This window comes from Streptomyces sp. NPDC006294, assembly GCF_042870895.1.
GTDB lineage: Bacteria > Actinomycetota > Actinomycetes > Streptomycetales > Streptomycetaceae > Streptomyces.
In genome coordinates, this window is record NZ_JBIAHV010000011.1 from 159,739 (window position 1) to 184,150 (window position 24,412).

The window sequence follows — 24,412 nt, forward strand, 5'->3', positions numbered from 1 at the left end:
ACGTTTCTTCGTGATTCCCCCGCACACCCGCGGAGCGACCGTTAACGTGTGCGCCAGTCCTGCGCGCCCGGAGCTGTTTCAGGTCGGTTCCGGCTGCCGCGGAGCGGTCGGCGGTCGGCTTGTGCCCGCCGTGTCCACGCGCGGGGCCCGTCACGGTCGGGGGGCCACGGGATGGATCCAGCGGGCGGACCGCCCACGGGCGGGCAACGCGGAAGCGGTCCCGACGCGATGGGTGTCGTCGTCCTGGCCGGCTGTGCCGTCTGGTCACTGGTCAGCGCTGCCGGCCGGGACGGCAGGCCGGAGGGTGTGCTGCTCGCCGTGTTCGCCGTCACGGCGGGGTATGCCTGCGGGCGGCTGTGCGGGTCCGTCCTCCCGGCGGGCGCGTTCGCGGCCGCCGCGCTGGGCGCCCTCGCCCTGGCGGTCGCGTCCCGCGACGGCGTGCCGGGGACCTTCGCCGGCGCGGGCACACCGCCGGGTCACGCGGGCGCCGTGGCCGCGCTCCTGGTGCTCGCCGCCGGTGCCGCGTGCTGCGCGGCGGCCGCCGCCCGTTCCGCGTCCGCGCGGTCGGCGGCCCGGCTGCTCGCGCTCGCCGTGACCTGCGCGGCCCTCGCTCTCGGCTCCGTGCCCGCCTTCGTCGCGTGCCTGGCGGTGCTCCTCTGGTCGCTCGCAACGGTCCGGACGCACCGGCGCACCGCGTGCCTCGTGACGCTGGCGCTCGCCACGGGCGTCGTGGCGGGCGCCTCGTGGGCCGTGGCCGAGGACGCCCTGCCCACCGGGCTCGCCGCCTCTGTGGAGGCGCCGCTCACGCCCGACAGGGTGGCCCTGTGGCGGGACGCGGCCACGCTGGCGGCACAGGACCCGGTACGGGGCGTCGGTCCGGCGCGCTTCGGCCGGCTGAGCCCCACGTCCGCCCGGTCGGCGCACTCGCACGGCAAGCCGCACTCGGCCCTGCTCCAGCAGGCGTCGGAACAGGGCGCGGTCGGCGTCGCGCTCCTCGCGGCGGCCTTCACCTGGATCCTCTACGGGATGTGGCGCTCGCCCCGCCCGGCGTCCGTGGTGCTGAGCGCGGCGGGCGCGCTGACGGCACTGGCGGTGCTCGCCTGCGTCGGCAACGCGCTGAGTTTCGCGCCGGTGACGGCCGGGGCGGGGCTGCTCGCGGGTCTGGCCACGGCGAGCCCGGGGACGGGCAGGAGCGGCGCATAGCCGGGCCCGGCCGTTCTCAGAGCTGGGTGGCCCCGTCCGCCTGTCCCGTCTTCCGCTCCGTCTGGGCCAGCCGGGCGCGGAGGACGCGCACCGCGGTCGCCGCGTCGTCGACGGTCACCGTGAACGTGCCGCCGTCGTTCAGGGTGACGACCAGGCCCTCCCCGCGCCGCACGACCACCGCGGTGCCCCGCTCGGGTCGCCAGCGGCAGCCCCAGCCGCCCCACTGGCGCGGTGTCACCTTGGACGTGAAGTCGGCGCTCATCACATGGGAGAGGGGGATGTGCCGGCGCGGCACGCCGACGTGGCCGCAGCGCACGTCCAGCGCGTACCTGTCGATCCTGACCGCCACGTGCACGAAGGCGAGCGTGCCGTAAAGGATCATGATGCCGGCCGCGAAGCAGCCGATGACGGCCATGAGCAGCGCGGCGATGCCCGTGGTCCAGTCGGCGTCGGCCGCCAGCTGGGCGCCGAGGGCCAGACAACCGGCGCCCGCGACCGCGAGCAGCCACTGCATGCGGTTGGTCGCCCGGCCGGTCCAGACCTCCGGAGGGGGTTCCGAGCCGCGCTCCTCGTGGCCGAAGTGGTGCCTCATGACTAGGACACTACCCACCAACCGGACAACGAGTACTGCAGCGGCGAAAGCGGGCGAAACGGCCGGCAGCCCTCGTGTCCGACGTCAGCGCGCGGGGGTGACGGACGGCAGCAGACGGCCTTCCGCGTAGTTCAGCGCCTCGGCCGGCAGGGTCGATTCCGTCCCGCTGAGCAGCACCGTGAGCAGGCTGCTGGGCGTCGCGTCGGGCGCGGGCCGCGCTCCCATCCGACGCAGTGCCTGCGCGGCGACCGCGCCGGCGGAGCCGTGCAGCACCAGGGGCGGCCGGTCCGGCTGCTGGACGGCGGCCCGGATGCGCTCGGAGACCAGTTCGTAATGGGTGCAGCCCAGGACGACGGCCCGTACGTCGCGGGGGGTGAGCGCGGCCGCCGCGGTCACGGCCCGGTCGATGGCGCCCTCGTCCGCCTGCTCCACGGCGTCGGCGAGGCCCGGGCAGGGCACCTCGGTCACGTCGGCCGCCCCGCCGAACTCCTCGATGAGGCCGCGCTGGTACGGGCTGCCGGTGGTCGCCGGGGTCGCCCAGATCGCCACCCGGCCGCCGCCGGCCGCGGCGGGCTTGATCGCCGGCACCGTGCCGATCACGGGGAGCGCCGGTTCCAGTGCCGCCCTGATCGCGGGCAGGGCGTGCACGGAGGCGGTGTTGCAGGCGACGATCAGCGCGTCGGGACGGTGGCCGGCGGCCGCGCGTGCCACTGTGAGGGCGCGCTGGGCCAGGTCGTCCGGCGTCCGCGGGCCCCAGGGCATTCCGTCGGGGTCGCAGGACAGGACCAGATCCGCGTCGGGGCGCAGCGTGCGCACAGCGGCGGCCGCCGGAAGCAGGCCGATACCGGAATCCATGAGCGCGATCTTCACCCGGTCACCATAGTCGACCGCCGCCGCGACCCGGCTTCCGTGCGGCAGACTGCGGCGGATGAGCGCCCTTGCCTGGATCGCCGTGGGATCACTGACCGCCTGGGGATGGCTGCTGCTCGGCCAGGGCTTCTTCTGGCGGACGGACCAGCGGCTGCCGCATCGGGAGAGCCCGGACCGCTGGCCGGATGTGTCCGTCGTCGTCCCCGCGCGGGACGAGGCGGAGGTGCTGCCGCTGAGCCTGCCGACCCTGCTCGCCCAGGACTATCCGGGGCGGGCGGAGATCGTCCTCGTCGACGACGGCAGCGGCGACGGGACCGGGGAGCTCGCCCGGTCGCTCGCCGCGCGCCACGGGGGTCTGCCGCTGCGGCTGGTGGCCCCCGGGGAGCCGGAGCCGGGCTGGACGGGGAAGCTGTGGGCCCTGCGGCACGGCATCGCCGCCGCACGGGAACGCGATCCCGAGTACCTGCTGCTGACCGACGCCGACATCGCGCACGCGCCCGACAGCCTGCGGGAGCTCGTGGCCGCCGCGCGGACCGGCGGCCTCGATCTCGTGTCCCAGATGGCCCGGCTGCGGGTGGCGAGCGGCTGGGAACGGCTGGTCGTGCCGGCCTTCGTCTACTTCTTCTCCCAGCTCTATCCGTTCCGCCGGATCAACAAGGCCGGTTCCAGGACCGCCGCGGCGGCCGGCGGCTGTGTGCTGCTGCGCACCGAGGCCGCGGCACGGGCCCGGATCCCGGACGCGATCCGCCAGGCGGTGATCGACGACGTCTCGCTGGCGCGCGCGGTGCGCCGGACCGGGGGCAGGATCTGGCTCGGGCTCGCCGACCGGGTCGACAGCGTGCGTCCGTATCCGAGGCTGGCGGACCTGTGGCAGATGGTGTCGCGCAGCGCCTACGCCCAACTGCGCCACAGCCCGCCGCTGCTCGTGGCCACCGTCGCGGGGCTGGCACTGGTGTATCTCGTGCCGCCGGCGGCACTCGTGGCCGGGCTGTTCACGCACGACCAGGCGGCCGCCTGGGCCGGGGCGGTGGCGTGGGCGGTGATGGCGGGCACGTACCTGCCGATGCTGCGGTACTACCGGCAGTCCCCGCTGCTGGCCCTCACCCTGCCCTTCACGGCGGTGCTGTATCTGCTGATGACGGTCGACTCCGCGGTGCGGCACCACCGGGGGCGGGGCGCGGCGTGGAAGGGCCGGACGTATGGGGCGCCGGAGGTCGCCGGCGACGCCTGACGCGCCGGCGGCCCGCGCCGTGCGAGGGCGGCGGGGCCGCCGGCGCGGCTGAAGGCGCGGGCCACCGCGAGCGTGACCGCCCGGGCGTCATTTACGCCCGGGGGTCCAGTTCATGCCCCAGCCGTAGGCCTGGTCGACGGTGCGCTGCGGGCTCACACCGCGCTGCGGGACGAGGAAGCGGGCCTCGCGCTGCACGACGAGGTCGGAGCCGGTGTTGGTGATCAGCGCCAGGGCGCAGACCGTGGAGGGGACGGTGCACTCGCCGAGGGAGAAGTCGATCGCCGCGCCGTGCTGAGGCTGCAGGGTCACGGTCGCGTCGAGGTCGGCGAAGCTGCGGGCGCCTTCGTAGATGGTCACGAAGATGACGACGCGGCGGATGTGCTGCAGATGGTCGAGGTTGACGGTGAGGTTCTCGCCCGGGGTGCCGCCCGTGCGGTCGTCCCCGTCGAGGTGGATGAACGGGGGCTGGTTCAGCGCGCCGAAGGCGTTGCCGAGGGCCTGCACCACGCCCTTGCGCCCGTCGGAGAGTTCGTACAGCGCGCACAGGTCGAGGTCGAGGTCGCCGTGCATGGCCACCGCGCGGCCCAGTTTGGCGCCCCAGCCCTGGAACTGCTTGCGCACCTGCCAGCTGAGGTTGACCCGCAGGGCGCCGGACGTGCCGCCCTGCTTGGCCAGGGAGACGGTGGGCGCCTCTTTGGTCAGCGTCACCTTGGTGAGGCGGACCGGCGTCGGCGGCGCGGCGGGCGGTGCCGCCGGCGGGGGCGGGGCGGCGGCCGGAGCCACCGGGGCCGCTGCCGGGGCGGGGGCCGCGGGCGCCTGCTGCGGTTCGTCCACCGAGATGCCGAAGTCGGTGGCGAGGCCCTCGAGTCCGGTCCCGTAGCCCTGGCCGACGGCGCGGAACTTCCAGGCACCCTGCCGCCGGTAGAGCTCGCCGAGCACGAAGGCCGTCTCGACCGTGGCGTCCTGGCTGTCGTACCGGGCGATCTCGACCCCGGAGCCGGCATCGAGCACCCTGATGTGCAGTCCGGGCACCTGCCCGAAGGTGCGCGCGTCGACGGAGGCCGCCAGCACGATCCGCTCGATGGCGCTCTCGACCCGCTCGAGGTCGACCGCGACGACGTCGGTCACGGCGCCGTCCGCCGTCCGCTTGCCTTCGTGCCGGACCGCTCCGGAGGCGTGCGACGGCTGGTTGTAGAAAACGAAGTCGCTGTCGGAGCGGACCTTCCCCGCCGCCAGCAGGAGCGCCGACGCGTCGACGTCCGGCACCCCCGGTCCGGAGCGCCAGCCGAGCTCCACACGGACGCTCCGCGCGGATACCGGAGTGTTCGCTCCCTTAAGCATGGACATGCTCGCCCCCATCGAGGTTCGGTGCGCCCGGAAGTTCATTCATCGTCAACCTATTCCGCATTCATCCCCGCGGAGGGGCCGACCCGTGGGTAACCCCCTCCTAGCTTGCCCTTTACACGATCATGAGATGCCGCGAGGCCCGATTTCATCAAGTTCGCTCACATTAGTGAACCGTGGCCACTCACAGCTGCTGAAACAACCCTCTTGTCGGACTCCCCAACCAGCACATCGTGGGCTTAACTTATGTGCCATGACCTCCCCCCGCGCCACTTACGGCGGCGGTTACTACTCCGCGCCGGCGTTTCCCGACACCCCGATCTACGACTCCCTGGTCGCGGAGCGGGGCACGCCTCAGATCGCCCCGATCCGAGTGCCCGCCGCATACGACACCGGCAGCAGCTATCTGCCGGCGCTCCCCGCGGCCCTCCCCGCCCTCCCGGCGGCTCCGTCCGCCCAGTCGTACGGCTATCCGCAGCCGATGCAGCATCAGCCGGTACCGCTGCAGCAGGCGCCCGCGCCGTACATCCCGCAGCAGCCGGCCCCTCCCCGGGGCTACCCCGGACCGCAGCAGTACCAGTCCCAGCCGCCGCGCCCCGCGCCCGCCGGGTACGAGGCCATGCGGCCGGCGGCGGCGCGCCCCGCCCCGGCTCCGGCTCCCTACGAGGACCCGTACAACCGCCCGTACCAGGGGCGGGGGTACTGAGTCGCGACGACCACCGATGACGGCGGCCCGTCCGGAGAGTGCTCCGGCGCGGAGGTACGGACCGGCCGCCGCCCCACCCGTACACCTTTCCGGCCGCGCGCCTGCTTGAGCGCCCGCGACTGAACGCTTCCGACCGTCCCGTACGCGCCCGGCGGCCTGCCCACTTGTCGGAGAATGTTTCCCCGACCGGGGAACCCACCGTGGTGGCAGGCTCGTTGGTCAGTGCGCGAAGAGGGCTCGCAGGGGCGACACTCCTCCCTCTTCGCGGCATTCGCGGCTGTGCGTCCCGAACCGGGCAGCCGCAGAACGGGAAGGGGGTCCGGTCACGTGCGGGCAGCGGTCGGCATCTGGCGCTGGCGCCGCAACCCCCTGCGGCGTGCGACGGATCTCTACGAGGCATGGCTCGCGCTCGCGGCCGCCCTGCTCATCGTCCTGACCGCCCCGGTCGCCGGCTGGGTCGCCGGCGCGCTGGCCGAGGAGTCGCTGCGCCAGGCGATCCGGGTCCAGCGGATGCAGCGCCATGTCACGACCGCCACGGTCCTCGGCCCGGTGACACGGCCGCGGCCCGCCGCCTTCGACCCCGAGACCGTCGCGGCGGACGAGCGGCGCACCGTGGTCAGGGCGAAGTGGACCGCCCCCGACGGCAGTCGGCACACCGGCCACCTCCCGGCCCCCCTGCCCGCGCCGCGCCCCGGCGACACCTTCCGCGTGTGGACGGACGGTTCCGGCCGAAGTGTGCCCCGCCCGATGGACCCCGCCACCGCCAAGGTGCATGCCGCGCTCGCCGGCGTCGGGGCCGCACTGGTCTGGGGTCTGCTTCTCGAATGCGCCAGGAGGCTGGCCCTGTGGCGGCTCGTGCGCCGCAGACACGCGGACCTGGACCGGGCCTGGGCCGCCGTGGGTCCGGACTGGGGGCGGGCCGGGGCCGGAAACTGACCTGCCACGTCCCGTCAACTCGCGCACGCCTCGCGCGCTACGGTGGTGCGACCCCGTTCGGGGTTCGGGACGCGTCCCCCGCAGAGGCGCGGCGTTGTACGGATCACGAGGTGGGGGCAGAGCAGCACGATGGCACAGGGCACGGTCCAGGTGACGCACACCGGTACCTCGCGGTGGCGGCGCCGCACAGGCGAGTACCCCTCTCTCGCCGCTGCTCTGGAGGCCGCCGGTGACGGCGACGTCCTCACCGTGGCCCCCGGCACCTACCGCGAGAATCTCGTCGTCCGGCGCGCCGTCACGCTGCGCGGCCCCGAGGGCTCGGCCGGCTCGGTGCGCATCGCGCCCGCCGACGGAGTGCCCCTGACCGTGCGCGCCTCCGCCACCGTGCGGGACCTCCATGTGGAGGGCCAGGACACGGCCGCCCCGGCCCTGCTCGTCGAGGACGGCACCCCTGAGCTGATGGACCTGCGGATCGTCACCCGCTCCGCGGTCGGCCTCGAGGTGCGCGGCGCCGCGCGGCCCACGGTCCGCCGCTGCACGATCGACAATCCGGCGGGCGTCGGCATCGGCGTACTGGACGGCGCGGGCGGTGTGTTCGAGGAGTGCGAGGTGGTGTGCGCCGGTCAGTCCGGTGTGTCGGTGCACTCGGGGGCGCATCCACGGCTCGAGCGCTGCCGGGTGCACCACGCCTCCGGCGCGGGCCTGAGCGTGACCGGCGAGGGCAGCGGCCTGGAGGCGATCGGCTGCGAGGTGTACGAGATCAAGGGCACGGGCGTCCAGATCGCGTCCCGCGCCGGCGCCCATCTGACCGACTCCTCCGTGCACCGCACCACGGCCGACGGTGTCACGCTCGACACCGACGCGGTCCTCACGCTCTCCGACTGCGACATCCACGACATCCCGGAGAACGCGATCGATCTGCGGTCCCGCTCCGTCCTGACCCTCACCCGGTCCACCGTGCGCCGCTTCGGCCGCAACGGCCTGTCGGTGTGGGACCCGGGTACCCGGGTGGACGCCAACCAGTGCGAGATCCACGACAGTACGGGCGACTACCCGGCGGTGTGGGTCAGCGACGGCGCGACGGCCGTTCTCGACTCCTGCCGGGTCCACGACGTGCCCGACGCGCTCTTCGTCCTGGACCGCGGTTCGCGCGTCGACGTCGTCGACAGCGACCTCTCGCAGGTCCGCAACACCGCCGTCTCGGTGAGCGACGGCGCCACGGCGCAGCTCGACGACTGCCGTATCCGCGAGGTCTCCACCGGCGCCTGGTTCCGCGACCACGGCAGCGGCGGCACCCTGGGCGGCTGCACCGTGGACGGTGCGCAGACCGGTGTGATCGTCACCAAGGGCGCCGACCCGCTGATCGAGCGCTGCACGGTCACCTCGCCCGCCGAGGCCGGTTTCTACGTGTCGGCCGAGGGCCGTGGCACCTTCCGCGGCTGCCGGGTCACGGGCAGCGGCGGCTACGGCTTCCATGTGATGGACGGCTGCCGCACGGCGCTGAGCCACTGCCGCACCGAGCGGTGCGCCCGCGGCGGTTACGAGCTGGGCGAGGAGGACGGCCCGGTCGTGGAGGACTGCACCAGCGACGAGAGCGGGGTCCCGCGCCCGGGGACGGAGCCGGCCACGGCCACCTTGACGGCGACCAGGACCACCACCCCCGGGCTGCTGACCGCCATCCCCGTGCAGACCCCGGCCGCGGACCCCGTCCCCGGGAGCGAGCCGGCCCGCGACTCCGCGGCGGTCCTCGGTGAACTCGACGCCCTGGTGGGCCTGGACAGCGTCAAGCGCGAGGTCCGCACCCTCACCAACATGATCGAGGTCGGCCGGCGCCGCCAGGAGGCCGGGCTGAAGGCAGCCTCCGTCCGCCGCCACCTGGTCTTCACCGGCTCCCCCGGCACCGGCAAGACGACGGTCGCCAGGCTGTACGGCGAGATCCTCGCCTCCCTCGGCGTGCTGGAGCGCGGGCACCTGGTCGAGGTCTCCCGGGTGGACCTGGTCGGCGAGCACATCGGCTCCACCGCGATCCGCACCCAGGAGGCGTTCGACCGGGCGCGCGGCGGTGTGCTCTTCATCGACGAGGCGTACGCCCTGTCACCCGAGGACTCGGGCCGGGACTTCGGCAAGGAGGCCATCGACACCCTGGTGAAGCTGATGGAGGACCACCGCGAGTCCGTGGTGGTCATCGTCGCCGGCTACACGGCGGAGATGGAGCGCTTCCTCGCCGTCAATCCCGGTGTCGCCTCCCGCTTCTCACGGACCATCACCTTCAGCGACTACGACCCCGAGGAGCTGCTGCGGATCGTCGAGCAGCAGGCGGAGGACCATGAGTACCGGCTCGCCCCGGGCACCGGCGAGGCGCTGCTGAAGTACTTCACGGCCCTGCCCAAGGGGCCCGCCTTCGGCAACGGCCGCACCGCGCGCCAGACGTTCGAGTCGATGGTGGAGCGGCACGCGGGGCGGGTCGCCGCGCTCGCGGAGATGAGCACCGACGACCTGACCCTGCTCTACGCCGACGATCTGCCCGAACTGCCCTGAGCCTGCCGGGGCACGACCGGCACGAGCCGGTCGAGCAGCGCCGCCCGCTCCTCGGCGAACATCGGGTCGGCCCGGTAGTCGGAGTGGCCGAGGATCGGCTCGGGCAGCGGATGGCGCTCCGAACGCCCGTAGACGACAGGGTCGTTGAGTGCCGCCCGGTCGACGTCCGTCGGGTCCTCGCAGGCGGCGCCGGGGTGCGCCTGCTCGCAGGCGGCGCCCGGGTGCGGGCCCTCACGGCCCGCAGCGGTTCGGGTCCGCTCGCCGGCGATCAGCATCGGTCCGCCGATCGGATCGGTGTGCCGCCACAGATTGCGCCAGCAGTCGAGCTCCGTGCTGAGTCCGAGGAGCGCCTTCGGCCCGAAGTACGCGGGGAACCACCGCCCGTAGAGCCGCTCCAGCGGCGATCCGTACGTCAGGAGCGCCACCCGCCGTCGGGTGGCCACGGGAAGCTGCCACACGGCGGCGGCGGCCAGCACACTGCCCTGCGAGTGGCCGGAGATCACCAGCCGGCCGCCGGTCCGCGCGGTCCAGGTGCACATCCGCCAGGTCAGATCGGGTACGGCCCGCTCGGCGTAGCAGGGCGGCGCGAAGGGGTGTGCGGCGCGCGGCCAGAAGGTGCCCACGTCCCACAGGATGCCGATGGTGCGCCGGGCGGAGGCGTCGCGGTAGGCGCGGCGGCCCATGGTGACGAACAGTATGAAGCCGAAGCCGACCAGCCATGACCCGAGCGCCTGCGCGGCCCGGGCCGCCGGTTCGGCGGGGCCGCCGTCCGCGAAGGAGCGGCCGGGCACCTCACCGGTGAGCCAGGCGCCGCAGAGGGCCCCGGCGCCCAGCAGCAGGGTCGCGCCGGAGACCACGCCGACCATCAGGGGTGCGACGTCGGTGAGTGCGGCGCGGGCGCGGGTGCTCGCGATCCGGCGGGTGCGTACCGCGTCGCGGCGGCCCTCGCCGGGGGTGCCGTCGAAGTACTCCGCCTCGACCAGCGGCGCGAGCCGGCGGGCGGCGAGCCACGTGCGGACGAGGAGCAGCAGCGCGGGGACCAGCAGCACCGCCAGCAGCACGGGGATGACGGACGCCTGCCAGCTCAGCAGCACCGGCGGCCCGGGGATGGCGCCCTCGCCGTCCATCCCCGGGGTGCCCGGCCCGTCGATCCAGTCCGCGACCCGCTGCGCCACTCCGCCGGTCATCACCCCGCCGAGTGCGCAGGCGAGCATGGCGACGGCCGGCCCGCCGAGCCCGTGCAGCACGGTCCGCGGATGGCGCGCCCGGCGGTGCAGGAGCCAGGCGGCGACGGCGAGGGCGACGACGAGCCCGCCCTGGGCCAGGACGATGACGCGGAAGGCGACTTCGCCGGGCAGGGTGGCGCTCGACGCCCAGCCGGGGCGCGACCAGGAGGCGTAGAGCAGCGACAGGGCGAGCAGCACCAGGCCCGCGCCGGGCAGGCCGCGGACCGCGGCCCGGTCCAGGCGGGCGTCGACGCGCCGCTCGCTGCGTCCCCGGTGGCAGACCACCCACAGCACGGCGAGCGCGCCCGCGACGAGCGCCCCCTCCAGCAGCACGCCGCAGATCTTCAGCAGCGTGTGCTGCGCGGCGCGGTCATAGCGGGCGGCGGCCCCGGCGACCGCGGCGGCGACGGTGAGCAGCCCGGCGGCCGTGTGGGCGGCACGCAGCCGGGCGACGAGCCGCCGGCCGTACCAGAATCCGGGCCGGCCCAGCGCGGGCCGTACGGCCGGCGCCGCCGCCTCTTCATGCTCGGCGTCGTCCTCGTCCGTCTCGGGGTCGCTCGATACGTCCCCGGTCGGCGGGCGCTGCGACTCGTACGCGCTCCAGGTGCGGTTGGACAGGTACCAGAGCAGCCCCACCAGCGCGGCGGGCACCGCGGCGGCGAGCGCCAGCCGGCGTCCCGGCTGCGACCACCAGCCGCCCTGCGCGGCGGACATGAAGCCCAGCCAGGACCGGTCGCCGCTGCACGCGGCCGACCCGGCGCACTGCCAGGCCAGCAGGTCGAGCGCGACCTCGCAGGCGGCGGCCGTCAGCAGCACGGTCAGGCTGAGGGCGACCAGGCGCACCAGCACCCCGTAGAGCCGGGTGGTCCGCCGCATCCCGGCGGCCCGGGGCCTCATCCAGTGCGCGAGGTTGACGACCATGAACGGGAGCAGCAGCAGCCACAGCGCGCGGGCGCCGTTGCCGGAGGTGAGGTTGGACCAGCAGTACGCCTCGGGGATGGGCCGGTCGCGGTAGGCGGCGGGGTCGTCCTCCGCCTGCGCGTCGTCGGTGCGGCGGTACACGGCGGCCTTGTCGTCGCCGGTCATCCGCACCGTACGGGGATCGCCGAGCATGTCCTGCGGGGTGGCGCCGCCGACGCCGTGGACGAGCAGCTCGAGTGCGGGTCCGCCGCTGTGCGGCGCCCGGGTCGCAGGGGACACTGCGGTGACTTCCTCTCTCGGCAACGATGGCGACAGAATCGCGGATCGAGGCAGCTCGCCGCACCGCTCTCACGGAATCTCCCCGAGCCCGGCGGGCAATACGCGTGCGAGGATGAGAAGCCTTGGTCACGCCCCCGGCAGACGGCGTGGCCGGCATCCGACGAACGGGAAGGACCGGCCCCGGCGGTGAGCGACAACCAGAACCTCCTCGCGGAGCAGCGGCGTGCTCTGATCCTCGACGAGGTGCGCAGGCGCGGCGGGGTGCGGGTCAACGAACTCACCCGCAGGCTCAGCGTCTCCGACATGACGGTCCGCCGCGACCTGGACGCCCTGGCGCGGCAGGGCGTCGTCGAGAAGGTGCACGGCGGTGCCGTGCCGGTGGCCGAGCCGAGCACGCACGAGCCGGGGTTCGAGGCGAAGTCGGCGCTCGAGCTGCGCGCGAAGGAGGACATCGCGCGGGCCGCGGCGCGGCTGGTGGCGCCGGGCAGCGCGATCGCCCTGTCGGGCGGCACCACGACGTACGCGCTGGCGCACCATCTGCTGGAGGTGCCGGAGCTGACGGTCGTCACCAACTCGGTGCGGGTGGCCGACGTGTTCCACTCGGCGCAGCAGTCCGGCACGGCGGGCGGCCGGCGTCCCGGGGCCGCGACGGTGGTGCTCACGGGCGGTGTGCGGACGCCGTCGGACTCGCTGGTGGGGCCGGTGGCGGACCAGGCGATCCGCTCGCTCCACTTCGACATGCTCTTCCTGGGGGTGCACGGCATCTCGGTGGAGGCGGGCCTGTCCACACCGAATCTGGCGGAGGCGGAGACGAACCGCCGTCTGGTGCGGGCGGCGCGCCGGGTGGTGGTGGTCGCGGACCACACCAAGTGGGGGACGGTGGGCCTGAGTTCGTTCGCCGGCCTCGCGGAGGTGGACACCCTGGTGACCGACGCCGGTCTGCCGGCGGCGGCACGGGAGGAGATCGCGGAGCATCTGCCCGGGCTCGTGGTGGCGGGCGAGCCGGACGGGGACGACGCCCCGCGGTACGACGGTCGGAAAGGCTGAGCCGGCCGTGACCGTGTTCCGTCTCGGCCGGACGACGCGGCTGACCGCCCGCGAGTGCTGGCTGCGGGTCACCGACTGGCCGGCGCACGCCGCGCAGGTTCCGTTGACTGCCGTCGAGGCGGTGAGCGGGCCGGCCACCGGTGTGGGCGCCGTGTTCGTCGTGCGCAGCGCGCTCGGCCGCTTCGGTTTCGACGACCCGATGGAGGTCGTCGACTGGCGGCCGCCGTCGCCCGGCCGGCCGGGCCGCTGCCGCCTGGAGAAGCGCGGCAGGGTGATCACCGGCTGGGCCGAGATCGAGGTGCACGCGACGGACTCGGGCTCTGTGGTGCTGTGGGTGGAGGACCTGCGGTTCCCGCTGTTGCCGTCGGCGCTGGACCCCCTGGTGGCGCGGGTGGGCCGGCGCGTGTTCGGCCGGGCGCTCGACGGCATCCTTCGCGGCGGAAACGGGGGAAGCGGTACGGGAGTTGCCCGCGGGGGCTGAGGGGGCGGACATCGGACCGCGCCGCGGCTATGGTGTGCGGTCCCCCCTTCGCCGCTGGAGGTACCCCCATGGCACGTCAACTCCGTCCGGTCGGCCTGGAGTTCGTGGAGAGCGCACCGCTGCGCCTGGTCTTCTCCGCACAGCTCTCCGCGTCACCGGAGGCGCTGTACGCGGCGCTCGCCGACGATGTCGCCGGGTGGCCGGACTGGTTCACCGCGGTGACCGCCGCCCGGCCCGTGGACGACGGTGCGGGCCGTGAGATCAGGCTGAAGGGCGGCACGGTGTTCACCGAGACGGTGCTCGCCAGGGAGCCCGACTCCCGCTACGCGTACCGCGTCGACCAGACCAACGCCCCCGGCCTGCGGGCCTTGTTGGAGGAGTGGCGGATCACCCCGACGGCGCACGGCGCGCGGCTGCGGTGGACGTTCGCGGCCGACGGTCCCGCGCCGCTGCGGATCGCGCTGCGGCTCGGCCGGCCGGGACTGGGCCGCGCCTTCCGGGACGCCGTGCGCAATCTGGACCGCCGGCTGGCCCGCTCCCCCGGCGCCTGACCGGCCCGGCGGCGGCCCGTCAGCAGCTCCAGACGCCCTGGGCGAGGAACTGCTCGATCACCAGCGCGTACGGCCGGACGTCCAGCCCCTGCTCGGCGAGCCAGGCGTCGGAGTAGTACTTGTCGAGGTAGCGGTCGCCCGGGTCGCAGATCAGGGTGACGACGCTCCCCTTCTCCTCCGCCGCCACCATCTCCGAGACGATCTTCAGCGCGCTCCACAACCCGGTGCCGGTGGAGCCGCCCGCCTTGCGCCCGATCGCACCCTCCAGGGCCCGTACGGCGGCGATGCTGGCGGCGTCGGGGACCTTCATCATCCGGTCGATGGCGCCCGGCACGAAGCTGGGCTCCATCCGCGGCCGGCCGATGCCCTCGATCCGCGAGCCGCAGTCGCTGCTCGCCCCGGGGTCGCCGTGCGTCCAGCCGTCGAAGAAGCATGAGTTCTCCGGGTCGGGGACGCAGATGCGGGTGTCGTGCTGCATGTAGTGCACATAGCGGGCGATGGTCGCCGAGGTGCCTCCGGTGCCGGCCGTGGCGACGATCCAGGCGGGTTCCGGGTACCGCTCGAGGCGCAGCTGCTGGTAGATGGACTCGGCGATGTTGTTGTTGCCACGCCAGTCGGTGGCCCGCTCCGCGTAGGTGAACTGGTCCATGTAGTGCCCGCCGGTGCGCTCGGCGAGGGCGGCGGACTCCTCGTACATCTTCCGGGAGTCGTCGACGAAGTGACACCGCCCGCCGTGGAACTCGATCAGCCGGATCTTCTCCGCGCTGGTGGTGCGCGGCATGACGGCGACGAAGGGCACTCCGACCAGCTTGGCGAAGTACGCCTCGGAGACGGCGGTCGAACCGCTGGACGCCTCGATGACCGGCTTGCCGGGCCTGATCCAGCCGTTGCAGAGCCCGTACAGGAACAGGGAGCGGGCGAGGCGGTGCTTGAGGCTGCCGGTGGGGTGGGTGGACTCGTCCTTGAGGTAGAGGTCGATGCCCCACTCCTCGGGCAGCGGGAAGCGCAGCAGATGGGTGTCGGCGGAGCGGTTGGCGTCCGCCTGGACCTTGCGTACGGCTTCTTTGAGCCAGGCCCGGTACTGCGGGTCGCTGCGGTCGACGTCGACGGTCGCGGCCGCCCTGCCCGGTGCCGGCTGCTGCGCCGTGCTGTTCATCGCGTCGCCCTTCGTCTGCGGCCGGCTGCTGCGACCGTTCCGTACCACTGGCAACAGTAAGCCCCTCACCTGCGCAAATGATCGCTTTGGGGATCCATAGGGGTCGCTTGTGGCCGGGCGGCGCCGGGCGTACTGGTGTCCGCGGCGCGAGTTGTGCACACTTCCAGAGGAAGTGATGGCGAAGGGGGCGGACAGATGGCCGTGGCAGAACCGGAGTTCAGCGCCACCGGGGTGCGGATCGAGCGCTGGCCCCGCTCGCTCACCCGGGCCGGACAGGTACTGATCAAGGATGGCAGGCTGGCGCTGATGACCAGCTACGGCAAGGTGATCGAGAGCGCCCCGGTGCGCGCGGTCAGCGCCGGACGCCCGTGGTTCGCCGGCGAGGACAGCACCGTGGCGACGCTGAACGGCAAGCGGTACCGCCTGACGATGGGACAGCGCAGCAGGCGGGCGGACGCCCACGTCCTGGCGGGGCGATTCCTGGAAGCGGTGCGCGGGGCCGGCGGTTCCGGGCGCTGAGCCCGCATGGGCCGCCCGGTTGCGGCCCGGTGGGCGATGGTTCACGCTGATACCACCTTACTCAGGGTGCACCGGCGGTCACGCTGTGATCCAGCCCCGCCGGTCGGATCAGCGGGTCGGCCGACCGCTGGATCGCCATTCTCGTCTTCTTCCGGACTATTTCGGGGAGTCGCAGCCGTGATCAGCCAGCCCAGCAGGCACTGCACGGTGGAGCTCCAGGCCCTGCCGTCGCGGATCGGTCAGGTCCGCAGAATCATCTCGGCGCAACTGCGCTACTGGCATCTCGATCCTCTGATCGACCAGGCCGCGCTCGGCGTCACCGAGTTGCTGACCAATGTCCTCCGGCACGCACAGCCGGACAAGATGTGCACCGTGGACGTCGAACTGCTGCTCGACCGGCTCACGGTCTCCGTCCACGACCACGATCCCCGGCTTCCGGCCGTACGCGACGCCGGCACGGCCGCCACCTCCGGGCGCGGTCTCGCGCTGGTGGCCGCCATGAGCGAGAGCTGGGGCGCGAAGCCGCAGGGCGACACGGGCAAGGTCGTCTGGTTCACTCTCCCCGCCTCCTCCCCCGCCGTCGCCCTGCCGGAGTACCCGGCGGTGTACGGGGCGACGACCATCGGCCCGTTCGCCGGGGCGCCGAAGACGGAGGCCGTGCGGGCCGTGCCGACGACGGAGACCCCCGCCGCCCGGTCTGCCGTCGCCGGCTGACCGGGCGAGCGGGGCCCTGTCCCGGGTGTCGTCGTGGACCTTCACGGGATCACGGCGCACTGTCCTTGGTGAAGGGGCCGAACTGCTCGTCCAGGACGGACAGTCGCCGCCAGTACTCCTCCTCGTCGATCTCGCCCGCCGCGAAGCGGCGCCCGAGGGCGGCGATCGGCGAGCTCTCGGCGACCGGCCGGCCGCCCTGGCGGCGGGCGGGGCGCGAGCGCCAGATGCCGGTACGGCGCAGGACGGTGACGACCCCGACGACGACGGCCGCCCAGATCAGCGGGAAGAACAGGATCCACGGGCCGGGCCCGTCGTGGGCGAGTGTGTTCATCTCGGTTCAGCTCCTCGGTGGCTACTGCGTTGCGGCCTCACTGCCTTGCTGCTTCCGAGACTCCCGCCGGCAGGGGGTCCGCGTCGTCGTACGGCCAGCGGCAGTGCGGATACCTCCCGCGGAGTACACGGGACGTTCCGTGGCTGCTGCCGGACGCCGTCGCAGACGATCTGTACCTACTGGTATGTACAGTGGTCGCATGAGCACTCCGGAGCGACTGGTCGAGGCCACCCGCGAGCTGCTGTGGGAGCGCGGTTACGTGGGCACCAGCCCCCGGGCGATCCAGCAGCGCGCGGGCGCGGGCCAGGGCAGCATGTACCACCACTTCGCCGGTAAGCCCGATCTCGCACTGACCGCCGTCCGGCGCACGGCCGAGGAACTGCGGGCGACGGCCGGGGCCGCGCTCGACGGGCCGGGCACGGCGTACGAGCGGATCGCCGGCTATCTGCTGCGCGAGCGGGACGTGCTGCGGGGCTGCCCCGTCGGCCGGCTGACCATGGACCCGGAGGTCGTCTCCGACGACCGGCTGCGCGCCCCGGTGGACGAGGCGCTCGGCTGGCTGCGCGGCCGGCTGGCCGAGATCGTCGAGCAGGGCCGGGCGCGGGGCGAACTGCGCGGGACGCTCGTGCCGGCCGACGTCGCCGCGACGATCGTCGCCACCCTCCAGGGCGGCTATGTGCTGGCCCGCGCCTCGGGCTCGGCGGCCGCCTTCGACGCGGCCGTCAGGGGGCTGCTCGCACTCCTCGACCCGTCCACCGACGCATCCACCCACCCGTTTGCCGACCGCAGGAGCCGATGAGCGTATGCACGCGATGCAGTACGAGATTACCTTGCCCGCCGACTACGACATGGGCGTCATCCGCGAGCGGGTCGCCACCCGCGGACATCTGCTCGACGCCTTCCCCGGCCTCGGCCTCAAGGCCTATCTGATGCGTGAGCGGGGCGAGCGCTCGCCCGTCAACCAGTACGCGCCGCTGTACCTGTGGTCGGCGCCCGAGGGCATGAACAGTTTCCTGTGGGGGCCGGGTTTCCAGGGGATCGTGGACGACTTCGGGCGGCCGGAGGTGCGGCACTGGACGGGGCTGGCGTACCACGAGGGCCCGTCGTCGTCCGCTTCCGCGCGCACCGCCGTCCGGCGCCGGCAGCGCATCCCCGCGGGCGTACGGCCGGGGACGGTCGTCGAGGAGGCGCTGGCCGAGATGCGACGGCTCGCGGTGCTCGACGGGGTGGTCTGCGCGGCGCTCGCCGTCGATCCGCGCCACTGGGAGCTGCTGTACGCCACCCTGTGGGAGCACGATTCCCCGGGAGCCCCGGGCGACCGCTACCAGGTGCTCCACCTGTCGCAGCCGGAGCGCGCCGCCCTGCGCCAGGGCCGGCACTGGTGAGCGGCCGTCAGGTCCGCTGTCACCGCTCCGGCGGCCGCCCCTCCTGACCCGCCAGCCGGCGTTCGGTCCACACCTCGTGGGCGACGCGCCCGGCGATCGCTCCGCCGTAGACGACCACGCCGACCCCGACGAGCCAGGACTGGACGACCAGCACGGTCCCGAAGGGGCCGTAGGTCACGGCGTTCGAGGCGATCAGCGGGGAGAAGACAAGCTGGGAGAAGACGCGGAGCCCGAGCAGGGCGATCGCCGTCGCCAGGGCGCCCGGCAGCAGGGCCCGCCAGCGGACCCGTCCGCAGAGCAGCAGTCGCTGCGAGCTCCAGAAGAAGAGAATCGTGCCGACCAGGTCTCCCACCGCGCCCACCACGGACGACACCACGGAATCGCCGGGCAGCGGGGTGCTCACGAAGATCAGGAGGTAGACGATCAGCATCCCGAGCCACACGACGTGCCGCCACATCGTGTGCCAGCGGGCGGCGGGGAGGTCCCAGATCCTCTCGTAGGCGGTCTGCACGGCGGAGCCGAAGGTGAGTCCGAAGACGGCGAGCGCGGCGAGACCGAAGGCGGTGGTGCGCTGCAGCGCCTGGCCGGGCATGCCGAACAGTCGCTCGACCTCGTCCTGCGAGGACTCCGCGAGGCCGAGCGCCTGGCTCATCCAGCGGGCGAACCCCTGCCCGCTGCCCGGGTCCGCGGCCGCGACGACGATGAGCAGCGGCACCAGCGTCACGAACCCGAGGGCGGCGAAGCCCATGGCCCGGTGCATCAGCTCCAGGTCGCGGCCGTGGCTCCAGCCCACCCCGACGGCCGACTGCGCCACCCGCCGCCACAGGCGCAGGAGACGGTGCCGGCGGCCGGACTCGTTGCTCACATCTCGTGGCCTACCCGGAAGCGCCCGCGGCGCGCCCCCGATTCCCCCGGACGGGTGGTGCGGGGCCCCGCGCGGGACGCCGAGTCAGGGCCTCTCGTTCGGATCTTGCCGGGCTCGCGTGTCCTGGCACCGCGCCGCACAGCGCTGTCGTCAGTCGCCGACTCCCCCGTGGCCCTGGCGGGCCTGGGGTGATCCCAGGCACCAGACCCCTCTCACTGATCCGGCCTGCCCCGGCCTGATCCGAACGACAGACACTAGCTAGTGTGCTGCGCCAGAAATCCTGAGGATTTCTGGTGCAGCACCCTAGTGCCGCATCAGGCAACGTTCACCCTGTCCCCGTCCTCGGGTGCTGGCATGGTTGCGATCAGTCGGTTCGTGATTTCCACGGCGGTCAGCACGAGTGCGAAGCCTTTTCGCAGGACGGCGAGTTCTGGTTCCTGGCGGGATTCGTCGTCGGTGGCTGTGGTGTCGGATCCGAAGACGACCTTGTAGCCGCGTTCGTATGCCTGCCGGGCCGTGGTGCCGCAGCAGTAGTTGGTGAGGGTGCCTGTGACGATGACCGTGTCGCGGCCGAGGTTGCGCAGCATTGTGTCGAGCGGGGTGTCGTAGAACGCGCCGTAGGAGGGCTTGCGGATCAGGGCCTCGTCGGGGCGACGGCCCATCGGAGCCCACACCTCGGCGGGGCCCGGGCGGCGCCAGTCGGTGTCGGCATGCGGGAGGAAGGGCAGGGCGCGCGGCCGGTCCAGTCCGAGATGGGTGTCGTCGAAGATGGTCCAGATCACCGGGATCGAGGCGGCTCGGCAGTCCTCGACCAGTTGCCGCAGCCGGGGAGCCATCCGGGTGGCCGCGGGCACCCAGTAGGGGCTCCACCCGGGGTGGACGAATTCGTCCTGCATGTCGATGACCAGCAGCGCCGTGCGCTCGGGCCGTACGTCGAACGATGCCCGGCCGTGCTCGTAGGCGTCGCGCGCTCGTGCGGTCACCCATTCCTCGGTATACGTCATCCCCACCCCTTGCATCGATTCGAGGTACCTCGTTTCGATGTGCGAGAGTAGCAGCATGCTGGAACTCGCGATCCTGGGATTCCTGACCGAGGGGCCACTGCACGGCTACCAACTGCGACGCCGGATAGCGCACTTGTCCGGCCATGCCCGTCCGGTCAGCGACGGCAGCCTCTATCCGGCGATCAACCGCCTGGTCAAGGCCGGGTTGCTCGACCGCACAGCCGAGCCAGGCGCCTCGGCCGTCCAGCGACACACCCTGAACCTGACCGCCGCCGGCCGCACCGAGCTGCTGCGCCGGCTGCGGGACGCCGACGGCCTGGACATCAGCGACAGCACCCGGTACTTCACGGTCCTGGCCTTTCTCTCCCAGCTTCCCGATCTCACCGACCAGCACGCGGTACTGCGACGGCGACTGGACTTCCTGGAACAGCCCGCAAGCTTCTTCCATGATGGCGACCGCCTCCTGGGCGCCGAGGACACCGACGACCCCTACCGCCGCGGCATGCTCACCATCGCCCGCACCACCAGCCACGCGGAACGGTCGTGGCTACGGGAACTGCTGCCCTGACGCCGACACGGCGGGCCCTCACCCAGATACTCCCTCTGCCCGCGGGACTGTGCGGGTGGCAGAACCAGTACGCGTCCCAGAGAGCGATGACGATGACGGGTGGCGCCTGCTGCGAATCACCCGCAGGAGCACCGGATCGGTGGTGACCTGGCGGTGGGCCCAGATGGTCCTGCTCTCAGCTCAGGGCATACCCGCGACGAGGACGCCGAGGTGACGTTCACCAGTGACGACCGGGTGCGGGATGTGATCCATAACTTCAACGCTGACGGCTTCGACTCTCTTTACCCGAAGCACAAGGGCGGCCGACCGAAGACCTTCACACTGCCCGAACGCCGTGAAATCAAGAAGATCGCGAAGTCCAGGCCGACCGAGCACGACCTGCCGTTTCGACCTGGAGCTTGAGCAAGCTGGACGACTTCCTGGTCGCCGAGGGGGTGGTCGACGACATCAGCCACGAGGGCCTACGCATCATGCTCCGCGAGGAGGGCGTCTCCTTTCAACGCCTGAAGACCTGGGAGACCTCCCGAGACCCCTCTACCCGCCTACTGCCCCGGATCGCGATCGTCTGTGACAACTTCTCCCCGCACCTGACCACGAGGAAATGCCGCCGCGTGGCCAAATGGGCCCAGGCGAACAACGTCGAGGTCGCATACACCCCGACGAACTCGTCCTGGCTCAACCGGATTGAGGCCCTTTTCAGCGCCCTGCGCTACTTCACGACAGCACCGACCATGCCACCCACAAGGAACAGGGCAGCATGATTCGCCGCTACGTCATCTGGCGAAACCGCCCTGTCGACGACCGGCGGCTACGCGCCGTCGTCGACAGGGCGAACGTTGCCTGATGCGGCACTAGGCGAGCGCGCCGAGGGGGTCGTCGAGGACCGGCTGCCAGGCGAGCTCGGCCGCGCCGACCAGGCTGTTGAAGTCGAGGGTGCACGCCAGGATGGGGACGCCCCCGCTGCGGCCCCACAGGCTGCGGTCGGCGACCACGGCCCGCAGCCGGTCCGGGGCGGCATCGAGCAGTTCGCGATGGAGGCCGCCCAGGATGATGCGGTCCGGGTTCAGGATGTTGACCAGCCCGGCGAGCCCGAGGCCGAGGCGGTCGACGAGTTCCTCCGCGGCGCCCCGCACGTCGGGGTCGTCGTACTCCTCGCGGAGCAGGTCCCTGGCCCGCTGGAGCAGGGACACCTCGGGGCCGGGGGCGCGGCCGGCGGCCGTCAGGAAGGCGAGCGGGTCGGTCTCGACGTCGAGGCAGCCTCGGCTGCCGCAGTGACAGGGGCGCCCCTCGGGGTTGACCGTGAGGTGGCCGACTTCGAGGGCCAGCCCGGAACTCCCGCTGTGCAGGCGCCCGTCGAGGACGAGCGCGCCGCCGACGCCCCGGTGTCCGGTGGCGACGCACAGCAGGTGCTGGGCGCCCCGGCCGGCGCCGTGGCGGTGCTCGGCGAGCGCGGCGAGGTTGACGTCGTTGCCGGCGAAGGCGGGCCCGGTGATCCCGGCCGCGCTCACCCGCTCGGCGAAGATGTCGCGTACCGGCGCCCCGGCCGGCCAGGCCAGGTGCAGCGGGTTGAGCGCGGTGCCCTCGGGCTCCGCGACGGCGGAGGGGACGGCGAGGCCGGCGCCCGCGCAGCGGCGGCCGCTGCGGCGCAGCAGCTCCGCGCCCGCCTCGACGACCTCACCGAGCACCTGCGCGGGGTCGGCCTGCACGGTGACGCAGCCCGGTGCGGTGGCCACGATCCGGCCGCCGAGGCCGACGAGCGCGGCGCGGAAGCCGTCGGCGTGGACCTGGGCGGCGAGGACGACGGGGCCGGTGTCGTCGACGGAGAGCCGGTGCGAGGGGCGGCCCTGGGAGCCGGCGGCCGCGCCGGGTCGGGAGTCGACGCGGATCAGTCCGAGGGCTTCCAGTTCCGCGGCGACCGCTCCCGCGGTGGCGCGGGTGACGCCGAGTTCGGCCGTGAGTACGGCACGCGTGGGCGCACGCCCGGTGTGAACCAGTTCCAGGGCGGGGCCGAGCGCACTGCGGCCCCTCTCCAGTCTCGTCCGGGCGGTCGTCGCCTTGCCGTTCATGAAGGCGAGTCTCCCATGATCCCGGAGGTCCGAGCGCTGCCGGGCGGGGAATCCAGCCGTCTTGGAAGAACGGGCCCGAGCCTCTATTCTGAGTTTGTGCCGCTACTAAACAAACTCGCCCCGACCGTACCGGGCGCACCCGACGAAGCTCCCGCCGCCGGCTCCCTCTCCCGCCTCCGCATCGCGCTCACCGTCTTCTTCGCCCTCGACGGCTTCCTCTTCGCCGGCTGGGTCGTCCGCATCCCCGCCATCAAGCAGCAGACCGGCTCGTCGGCGAGCGACCTCGGCCTCGCGCTGCTCGGGGTGTCGGCCGGGGCCGTGGTCACCATGACGCTCACCGGACGGCTCTGCCGCCGCTTCGGCAGCCACCCGGTCACCGTCACCAGTGCCGTGCTGCTCTCGCTGAGCATGGCGCTGCCGCCGCTGACGCATTCGGCATCGGCCCTCGGTCTGGTGCTGCTGGTCTTCGGCGCGGCGTACGGCGGCATCAACGTCGCGATGAACAGTGCCGCCGTCGACCTGGTGGGGGCGCTGCGACGGCCCGTCATGCCCGCGTTCCACGCGGCCTTCAGCCTCGGCGGGATGCTCGGCGCGGGACTCGGCGGCCTGGTCGCGGGCGGCCTCTCCCCCACCGCCCATCTGCTCGCCCTGACCGGCATCGGCCTCCTGGTCACCGCGGTGGCCGGCCCCGTACTGCTGCGCCACCACGTCCCCGCAGCCCGGACCGGCGGCACCCCCGCGGCGCCGCGGCGCCTGAAGGGCCGCACCCGCAGGCTCGTGCTGCTCTTCGGCGTGATCGCGCTGTGCACCGCGTACGGCGAGGGCGCGATGGCGGACTGGAGCGCGCTGCACCTGGAGCAGGACCTGCACGCCCACCCGGGGCTCGCCGCCGCCGGCTACTCGCTGTTCGCGCTCACGATGACCGCCGGCCGGCTCAGCGGAACGCTGCTGCTGGAGCGGCTGGGCCAGACCCGCACCCTCGTCCTCGGCGGGGCGACCGCGGCGGCGGGCATGCTGCTCGGCGCGCTCGCGCCCTCGGTGTGGGCCGCGCTGGCCGGTTTCGCCGTCGCGGGGCTGGGCCTGGCGAACATCTTCCCGGTGGCGGTCGGGCGCGCGGGCGAACTCGCCGGCCCCGGCGGCGTCGCCGCCGCGTCCACCTTGGGCTACGGGGGCATGCTGCTCGGCCCGCCGGCGATCGGGTTCCTCGCCGAGTGGTTCTCGCTGCCCGTGGCCCTGACCACCGTCGCGGCGCTGGCCGCAGGCGCCGCGGTGATCGCGTACGCCGCGCGGGGAGCCGCCGCCCCCAGGGCGGTTGAGTAGCCGTACTCAGGCGCCGCCGCGCAGAGCGTCGCAGCATGGAACCACCACGAACCAGGGGAGAGGCCATGCGCGCACGACTGACCGCGCTCGCACGACTGACGTTCGGCAACCGGCCGGCCCAGGTGTATCTGGCGCTGGTCGCCGCCACAACCGTCTTCGTCGCGATCGACACCACGTTCGTCCACCACGAGGACGCGTCGCTCGCGGGCGTCTGGCTGCTGCTGCTCGCCGCGCCGACGATCTTCGGCTTCATGATCCTCGGCACGCTGTTCGGTGACTCGTTCGCCGAGTCCGCCGCCTTCCTGTACCCGGCGCTCGTCGTGTCGGTGCTGCTCCAGGCCCTCGCGCTCGGGCTGTTCACCCGGCTGCTGACCGGCCACGGACACGGCGCCCGACCGCACACGGCCTGAATACTCCTCCGATGCGGGGGCGCGCCGGCGCCGAGCTGAGCGGCTGTATCCGACGCTCTGGAACCGGCTGCCGCCGACAGCCGTGCCGATCACCGGGGGACGCCGGTGCGGCTGTGGCGGGAGCGGTCGGGCATCACCTGGTCGTGACA

The 24,412-nt window shown here is 73.3% G+C and carries 24 protein-coding genes and 1 pseudogene; 16 read left to right on the top strand and 9 right to left on the bottom strand.

Going from position 1 to position 24,412, the window contains the following annotated elements:
- Positions 1-228 precede the first annotated feature (228 nt).
- Positions 229-1,203 carry an O-antigen ligase family protein gene (locus ACFYOP_RS21065; RefSeq protein WP_356898217.1) on the top strand — a complete coding sequence of 325 codons (975 nt, stop codon included), beginning with the start codon at positions 229-231 and terminating at the stop codon, positions 1,201-1,203.
- Positions 1,204-1,219: 16 nt separating this feature from the next.
- On the opposite strand, the gene ACFYOP_RS21070 is transcribed toward ACFYOP_RS21065, so the two are convergent.
- Positions 1,220-1,795: a hypothetical protein gene (locus ACFYOP_RS21070; RefSeq protein WP_356898216.1), complete on the bottom strand. Its 576-nt coding sequence runs from the start codon at positions 1,793-1,795 to the stop codon at positions 1,220-1,222.
- Between the two features lie 84 nt (positions 1,796-1,879).
- A complete protein-coding gene (locus tag ACFYOP_RS21075) occupies positions 1,880-2,665 on the bottom strand; it encodes an aspartate/glutamate racemase family protein (protein WP_356898215.1) in 786 nt (261 codons plus the stop codon).
- Positions 2,666-2,723: 58 nt separating this feature from the next.
- On the opposite strand from ACFYOP_RS21075, the gene ACFYOP_RS21080 reads away from it, so the two are divergent.
- A complete protein-coding gene (locus ACFYOP_RS21080; RefSeq protein WP_356898214.1) occupies positions 2,724-3,896 on the top strand; it encodes a glycosyltransferase in 1,173 nt (390 codons plus the stop codon).
- 87 nt (positions 3,897-3,983) lie between these two features.
- Here ACFYOP_RS21080 and ACFYOP_RS21085 read toward each other — a convergent pair whose 3' ends face one another.
- Positions 3,984-5,243, bottom strand: coding sequence for a TerD family protein (locus ACFYOP_RS21085; protein ID WP_356898213.1), 1,260 nt, complete (start codon positions 5,241-5,243; stop codon positions 3,984-3,986).
- A 250-nt stretch (positions 5,244-5,493) separates the two neighbouring features.
- Here ACFYOP_RS21085 and ACFYOP_RS21090 point away from each other — a divergent pair, with 250 nt between their 5' ends.
- The 3 genes from ACFYOP_RS21090 to ACFYOP_RS21100 all read left to right on the top strand — a co-directional run bounded on the left by ACFYOP_RS21090 (position 5,494) and on the right by ACFYOP_RS21100 (position 9,420).
- Positions 5,494-5,946, top strand: coding sequence for a DUF6643 family protein (locus tag ACFYOP_RS21090; RefSeq protein ID WP_356898212.1), 453 nt, complete (start codon positions 5,494-5,496; stop codon positions 5,944-5,946).
- Between the two features lie 327 nt (positions 5,947-6,273).
- On the top strand, positions 6,274-6,882 hold the full coding sequence (locus ACFYOP_RS21095) for a hypothetical protein (RefSeq protein WP_356898211.1): 609 nt from the start codon (positions 6,274-6,276) through the stop codon (positions 6,880-6,882).
- A 129-nt stretch (positions 6,883-7,011) separates the two neighbouring features.
- Positions 7,012-9,420: a right-handed parallel beta-helix repeat-containing protein gene (locus ACFYOP_RS21100; protein WP_356898210.1), complete on the top strand. Its 2,409-nt coding sequence runs from the start codon at positions 7,012-7,014 to the stop codon at positions 9,418-9,420.
- Here ACFYOP_RS21100 and ACFYOP_RS21105 read toward each other — a convergent pair.
- Positions 9,390-11,846, bottom strand: coding sequence for a hypothetical protein (locus ACFYOP_RS21105; protein WP_356898209.1), 2,457 nt, complete (start codon positions 11,844-11,846; stop codon positions 9,390-9,392). The genes ACFYOP_RS21100 and ACFYOP_RS21105 overlap by 31 nt on opposite strands.
- Positions 11,847-12,032: 186 nt before the next feature.
- Between ACFYOP_RS21105 and ACFYOP_RS21110 the strand changes: the two genes are divergently transcribed.
- From ACFYOP_RS21110 to ACFYOP_RS21120, 3 genes are all read left to right on the top strand, one after another.
- Positions 12,033-12,893: a DeoR/GlpR family DNA-binding transcription regulator gene (locus ACFYOP_RS21110; RefSeq protein WP_356898208.1), complete on the top strand. Its 861-nt coding sequence runs from the start codon at positions 12,033-12,035 to the stop codon at positions 12,891-12,893.
- A gap of 7 nt (positions 12,894-12,900) precedes the next feature.
- Complete coding sequence (locus ACFYOP_RS21115) at positions 12,901-13,374, top strand: SRPBCC family protein (protein WP_356898207.1); 474 nt, start codon at positions 12,901-12,903, stop codon at positions 13,372-13,374.
- Positions 13,375-13,442: 68 nt separating this feature from the next.
- The gene (locus ACFYOP_RS21120; RefSeq protein WP_356898206.1) at positions 13,443-13,925 is read left to right on the top strand and encodes an SRPBCC family protein; all 483 of its coding nucleotides are present in this window, start codon (positions 13,443-13,445) and stop codon (positions 13,923-13,925) included.
- 19 nt (positions 13,926-13,944) lie between these two features.
- Here ACFYOP_RS21120 and ACFYOP_RS21125 read toward each other — a convergent pair whose 3' ends face one another.
- Positions 13,945-15,081, bottom strand: a complete 1,137-nt coding sequence (locus tag ACFYOP_RS21125) for a PLP-dependent cysteine synthase family protein (protein WP_356898205.1) — start codon at positions 15,079-15,081, stop codon at positions 13,945-13,947.
- A 195-nt stretch (positions 15,082-15,276) separates the two neighbouring features.
- On the opposite strand from ACFYOP_RS21125, the gene ACFYOP_RS21130 reads away from it, so the two are divergent.
- Together ACFYOP_RS21130 and ACFYOP_RS21135 are read left to right on the top strand one after the other, a co-directional pair.
- Positions 15,277-15,600, top strand: coding sequence for a hypothetical protein (locus ACFYOP_RS21130; protein WP_356898204.1), 324 nt, complete (start codon positions 15,277-15,279; stop codon positions 15,598-15,600).
- A 177-nt stretch (positions 15,601-15,777) separates the two neighbouring features.
- Positions 15,778-16,314 (top strand): ATP-binding protein, encoded by a 537-nt coding sequence (locus tag ACFYOP_RS21135; RefSeq protein ID WP_356898203.1) that lies wholly within the window; start codon positions 15,778-15,780, stop codon positions 16,312-16,314.
- 49 nt (positions 16,315-16,363) lie between these two features.
- On the opposite strand, the gene ACFYOP_RS21140 is transcribed toward ACFYOP_RS21135, so the two are convergent.
- Positions 16,364-16,645: an SHOCT domain-containing protein gene (locus ACFYOP_RS21140; RefSeq protein WP_356898202.1), complete on the bottom strand. Its 282-nt coding sequence runs from the start codon at positions 16,643-16,645 to the stop codon at positions 16,364-16,366.
- 184 nt (positions 16,646-16,829) lie between these two features.
- Between ACFYOP_RS21140 and ACFYOP_RS21145 the strand changes: the two genes are divergently transcribed.
- Together ACFYOP_RS21145 and ACFYOP_RS21150 are read left to right on the top strand one after the other, a co-directional pair.
- On the top strand, positions 16,830-17,444 hold the full coding sequence (locus ACFYOP_RS21145) for a TetR/AcrR family transcriptional regulator (protein WP_356898201.1): 615 nt from the start codon (positions 16,830-16,832) through the stop codon (positions 17,442-17,444).
- Between the two features lie 4 nt (positions 17,445-17,448).
- A complete protein-coding gene (locus tag ACFYOP_RS21150; RefSeq protein ID WP_356898200.1) occupies positions 17,449-18,030 on the top strand; it encodes a DUF4865 family protein in 582 nt (193 codons plus the stop codon).
- Positions 18,031-18,049: 19 nt separating this feature from the next.
- Here the strand turns inward: ACFYOP_RS21150 and ACFYOP_RS21155 are convergent, their stop codons facing one another.
- Both ACFYOP_RS21155 and ACFYOP_RS21160 read right to left on the bottom strand, forming a co-directional pair.
- Complete coding sequence (locus tag ACFYOP_RS21155; protein ID WP_388452345.1) at positions 18,050-18,895, bottom strand: YhjD/YihY/BrkB family envelope integrity protein; 846 nt, start codon at positions 18,893-18,895, stop codon at positions 18,050-18,052.
- Positions 18,896-19,209: 314 nt separating this feature from the next.
- Positions 19,210-19,899, bottom strand: coding sequence for an isochorismatase family cysteine hydrolase (locus tag ACFYOP_RS21160; RefSeq protein WP_356898199.1), 690 nt, complete (start codon positions 19,897-19,899; stop codon positions 19,210-19,212).
- Between the two features lie 55 nt (positions 19,900-19,954).
- Here ACFYOP_RS21160 and ACFYOP_RS21165 point away from each other — a divergent pair, with 55 nt between their 5' ends.
- Complete coding sequence (locus tag ACFYOP_RS21165; protein ID WP_356898198.1) at positions 19,955-20,467, top strand: PadR family transcriptional regulator; 513 nt, start codon at positions 19,955-19,957, stop codon at positions 20,465-20,467.
- Between the two features lie 55 nt (positions 20,468-20,522).
- A pseudogene (locus ACFYOP_RS21170) lies at positions 20,523-21,311 on the top strand (helix-turn-helix domain-containing protein).
- A 7-nt stretch (positions 21,312-21,318) separates the two neighbouring features.
- On the opposite strand, the gene ACFYOP_RS21175 reads toward ACFYOP_RS21170, so the two are convergent.
- A complete protein-coding gene (locus ACFYOP_RS21175; RefSeq protein WP_356898197.1) occupies positions 21,319-22,533 on the bottom strand; it encodes an ROK family protein in 1,215 nt (404 codons plus the stop codon).
- 96 nt (positions 22,534-22,629) lie between these two features.
- Between ACFYOP_RS21175 and ACFYOP_RS21180 the strand changes: the two genes are divergently transcribed.
- Together ACFYOP_RS21180 and ACFYOP_RS21185 are read left to right on the top strand one after the other, a co-directional pair.
- Complete coding sequence (locus tag ACFYOP_RS21180) at positions 22,630-23,853, top strand: MFS transporter (protein ID WP_356898196.1); 1,224 nt, start codon at positions 22,630-22,632, stop codon at positions 23,851-23,853.
- Positions 23,854-23,918: 65 nt separating this feature from the next.
- Positions 23,919-24,263 (top strand): SCO4225 family membrane protein, encoded by a 345-nt coding sequence (locus ACFYOP_RS21185; RefSeq protein WP_356898195.1) that lies wholly within the window; start codon positions 23,919-23,921, stop codon positions 24,261-24,263.
- The last annotated feature ends 149 nt before the right edge of the window (positions 24,264-24,412 follow it).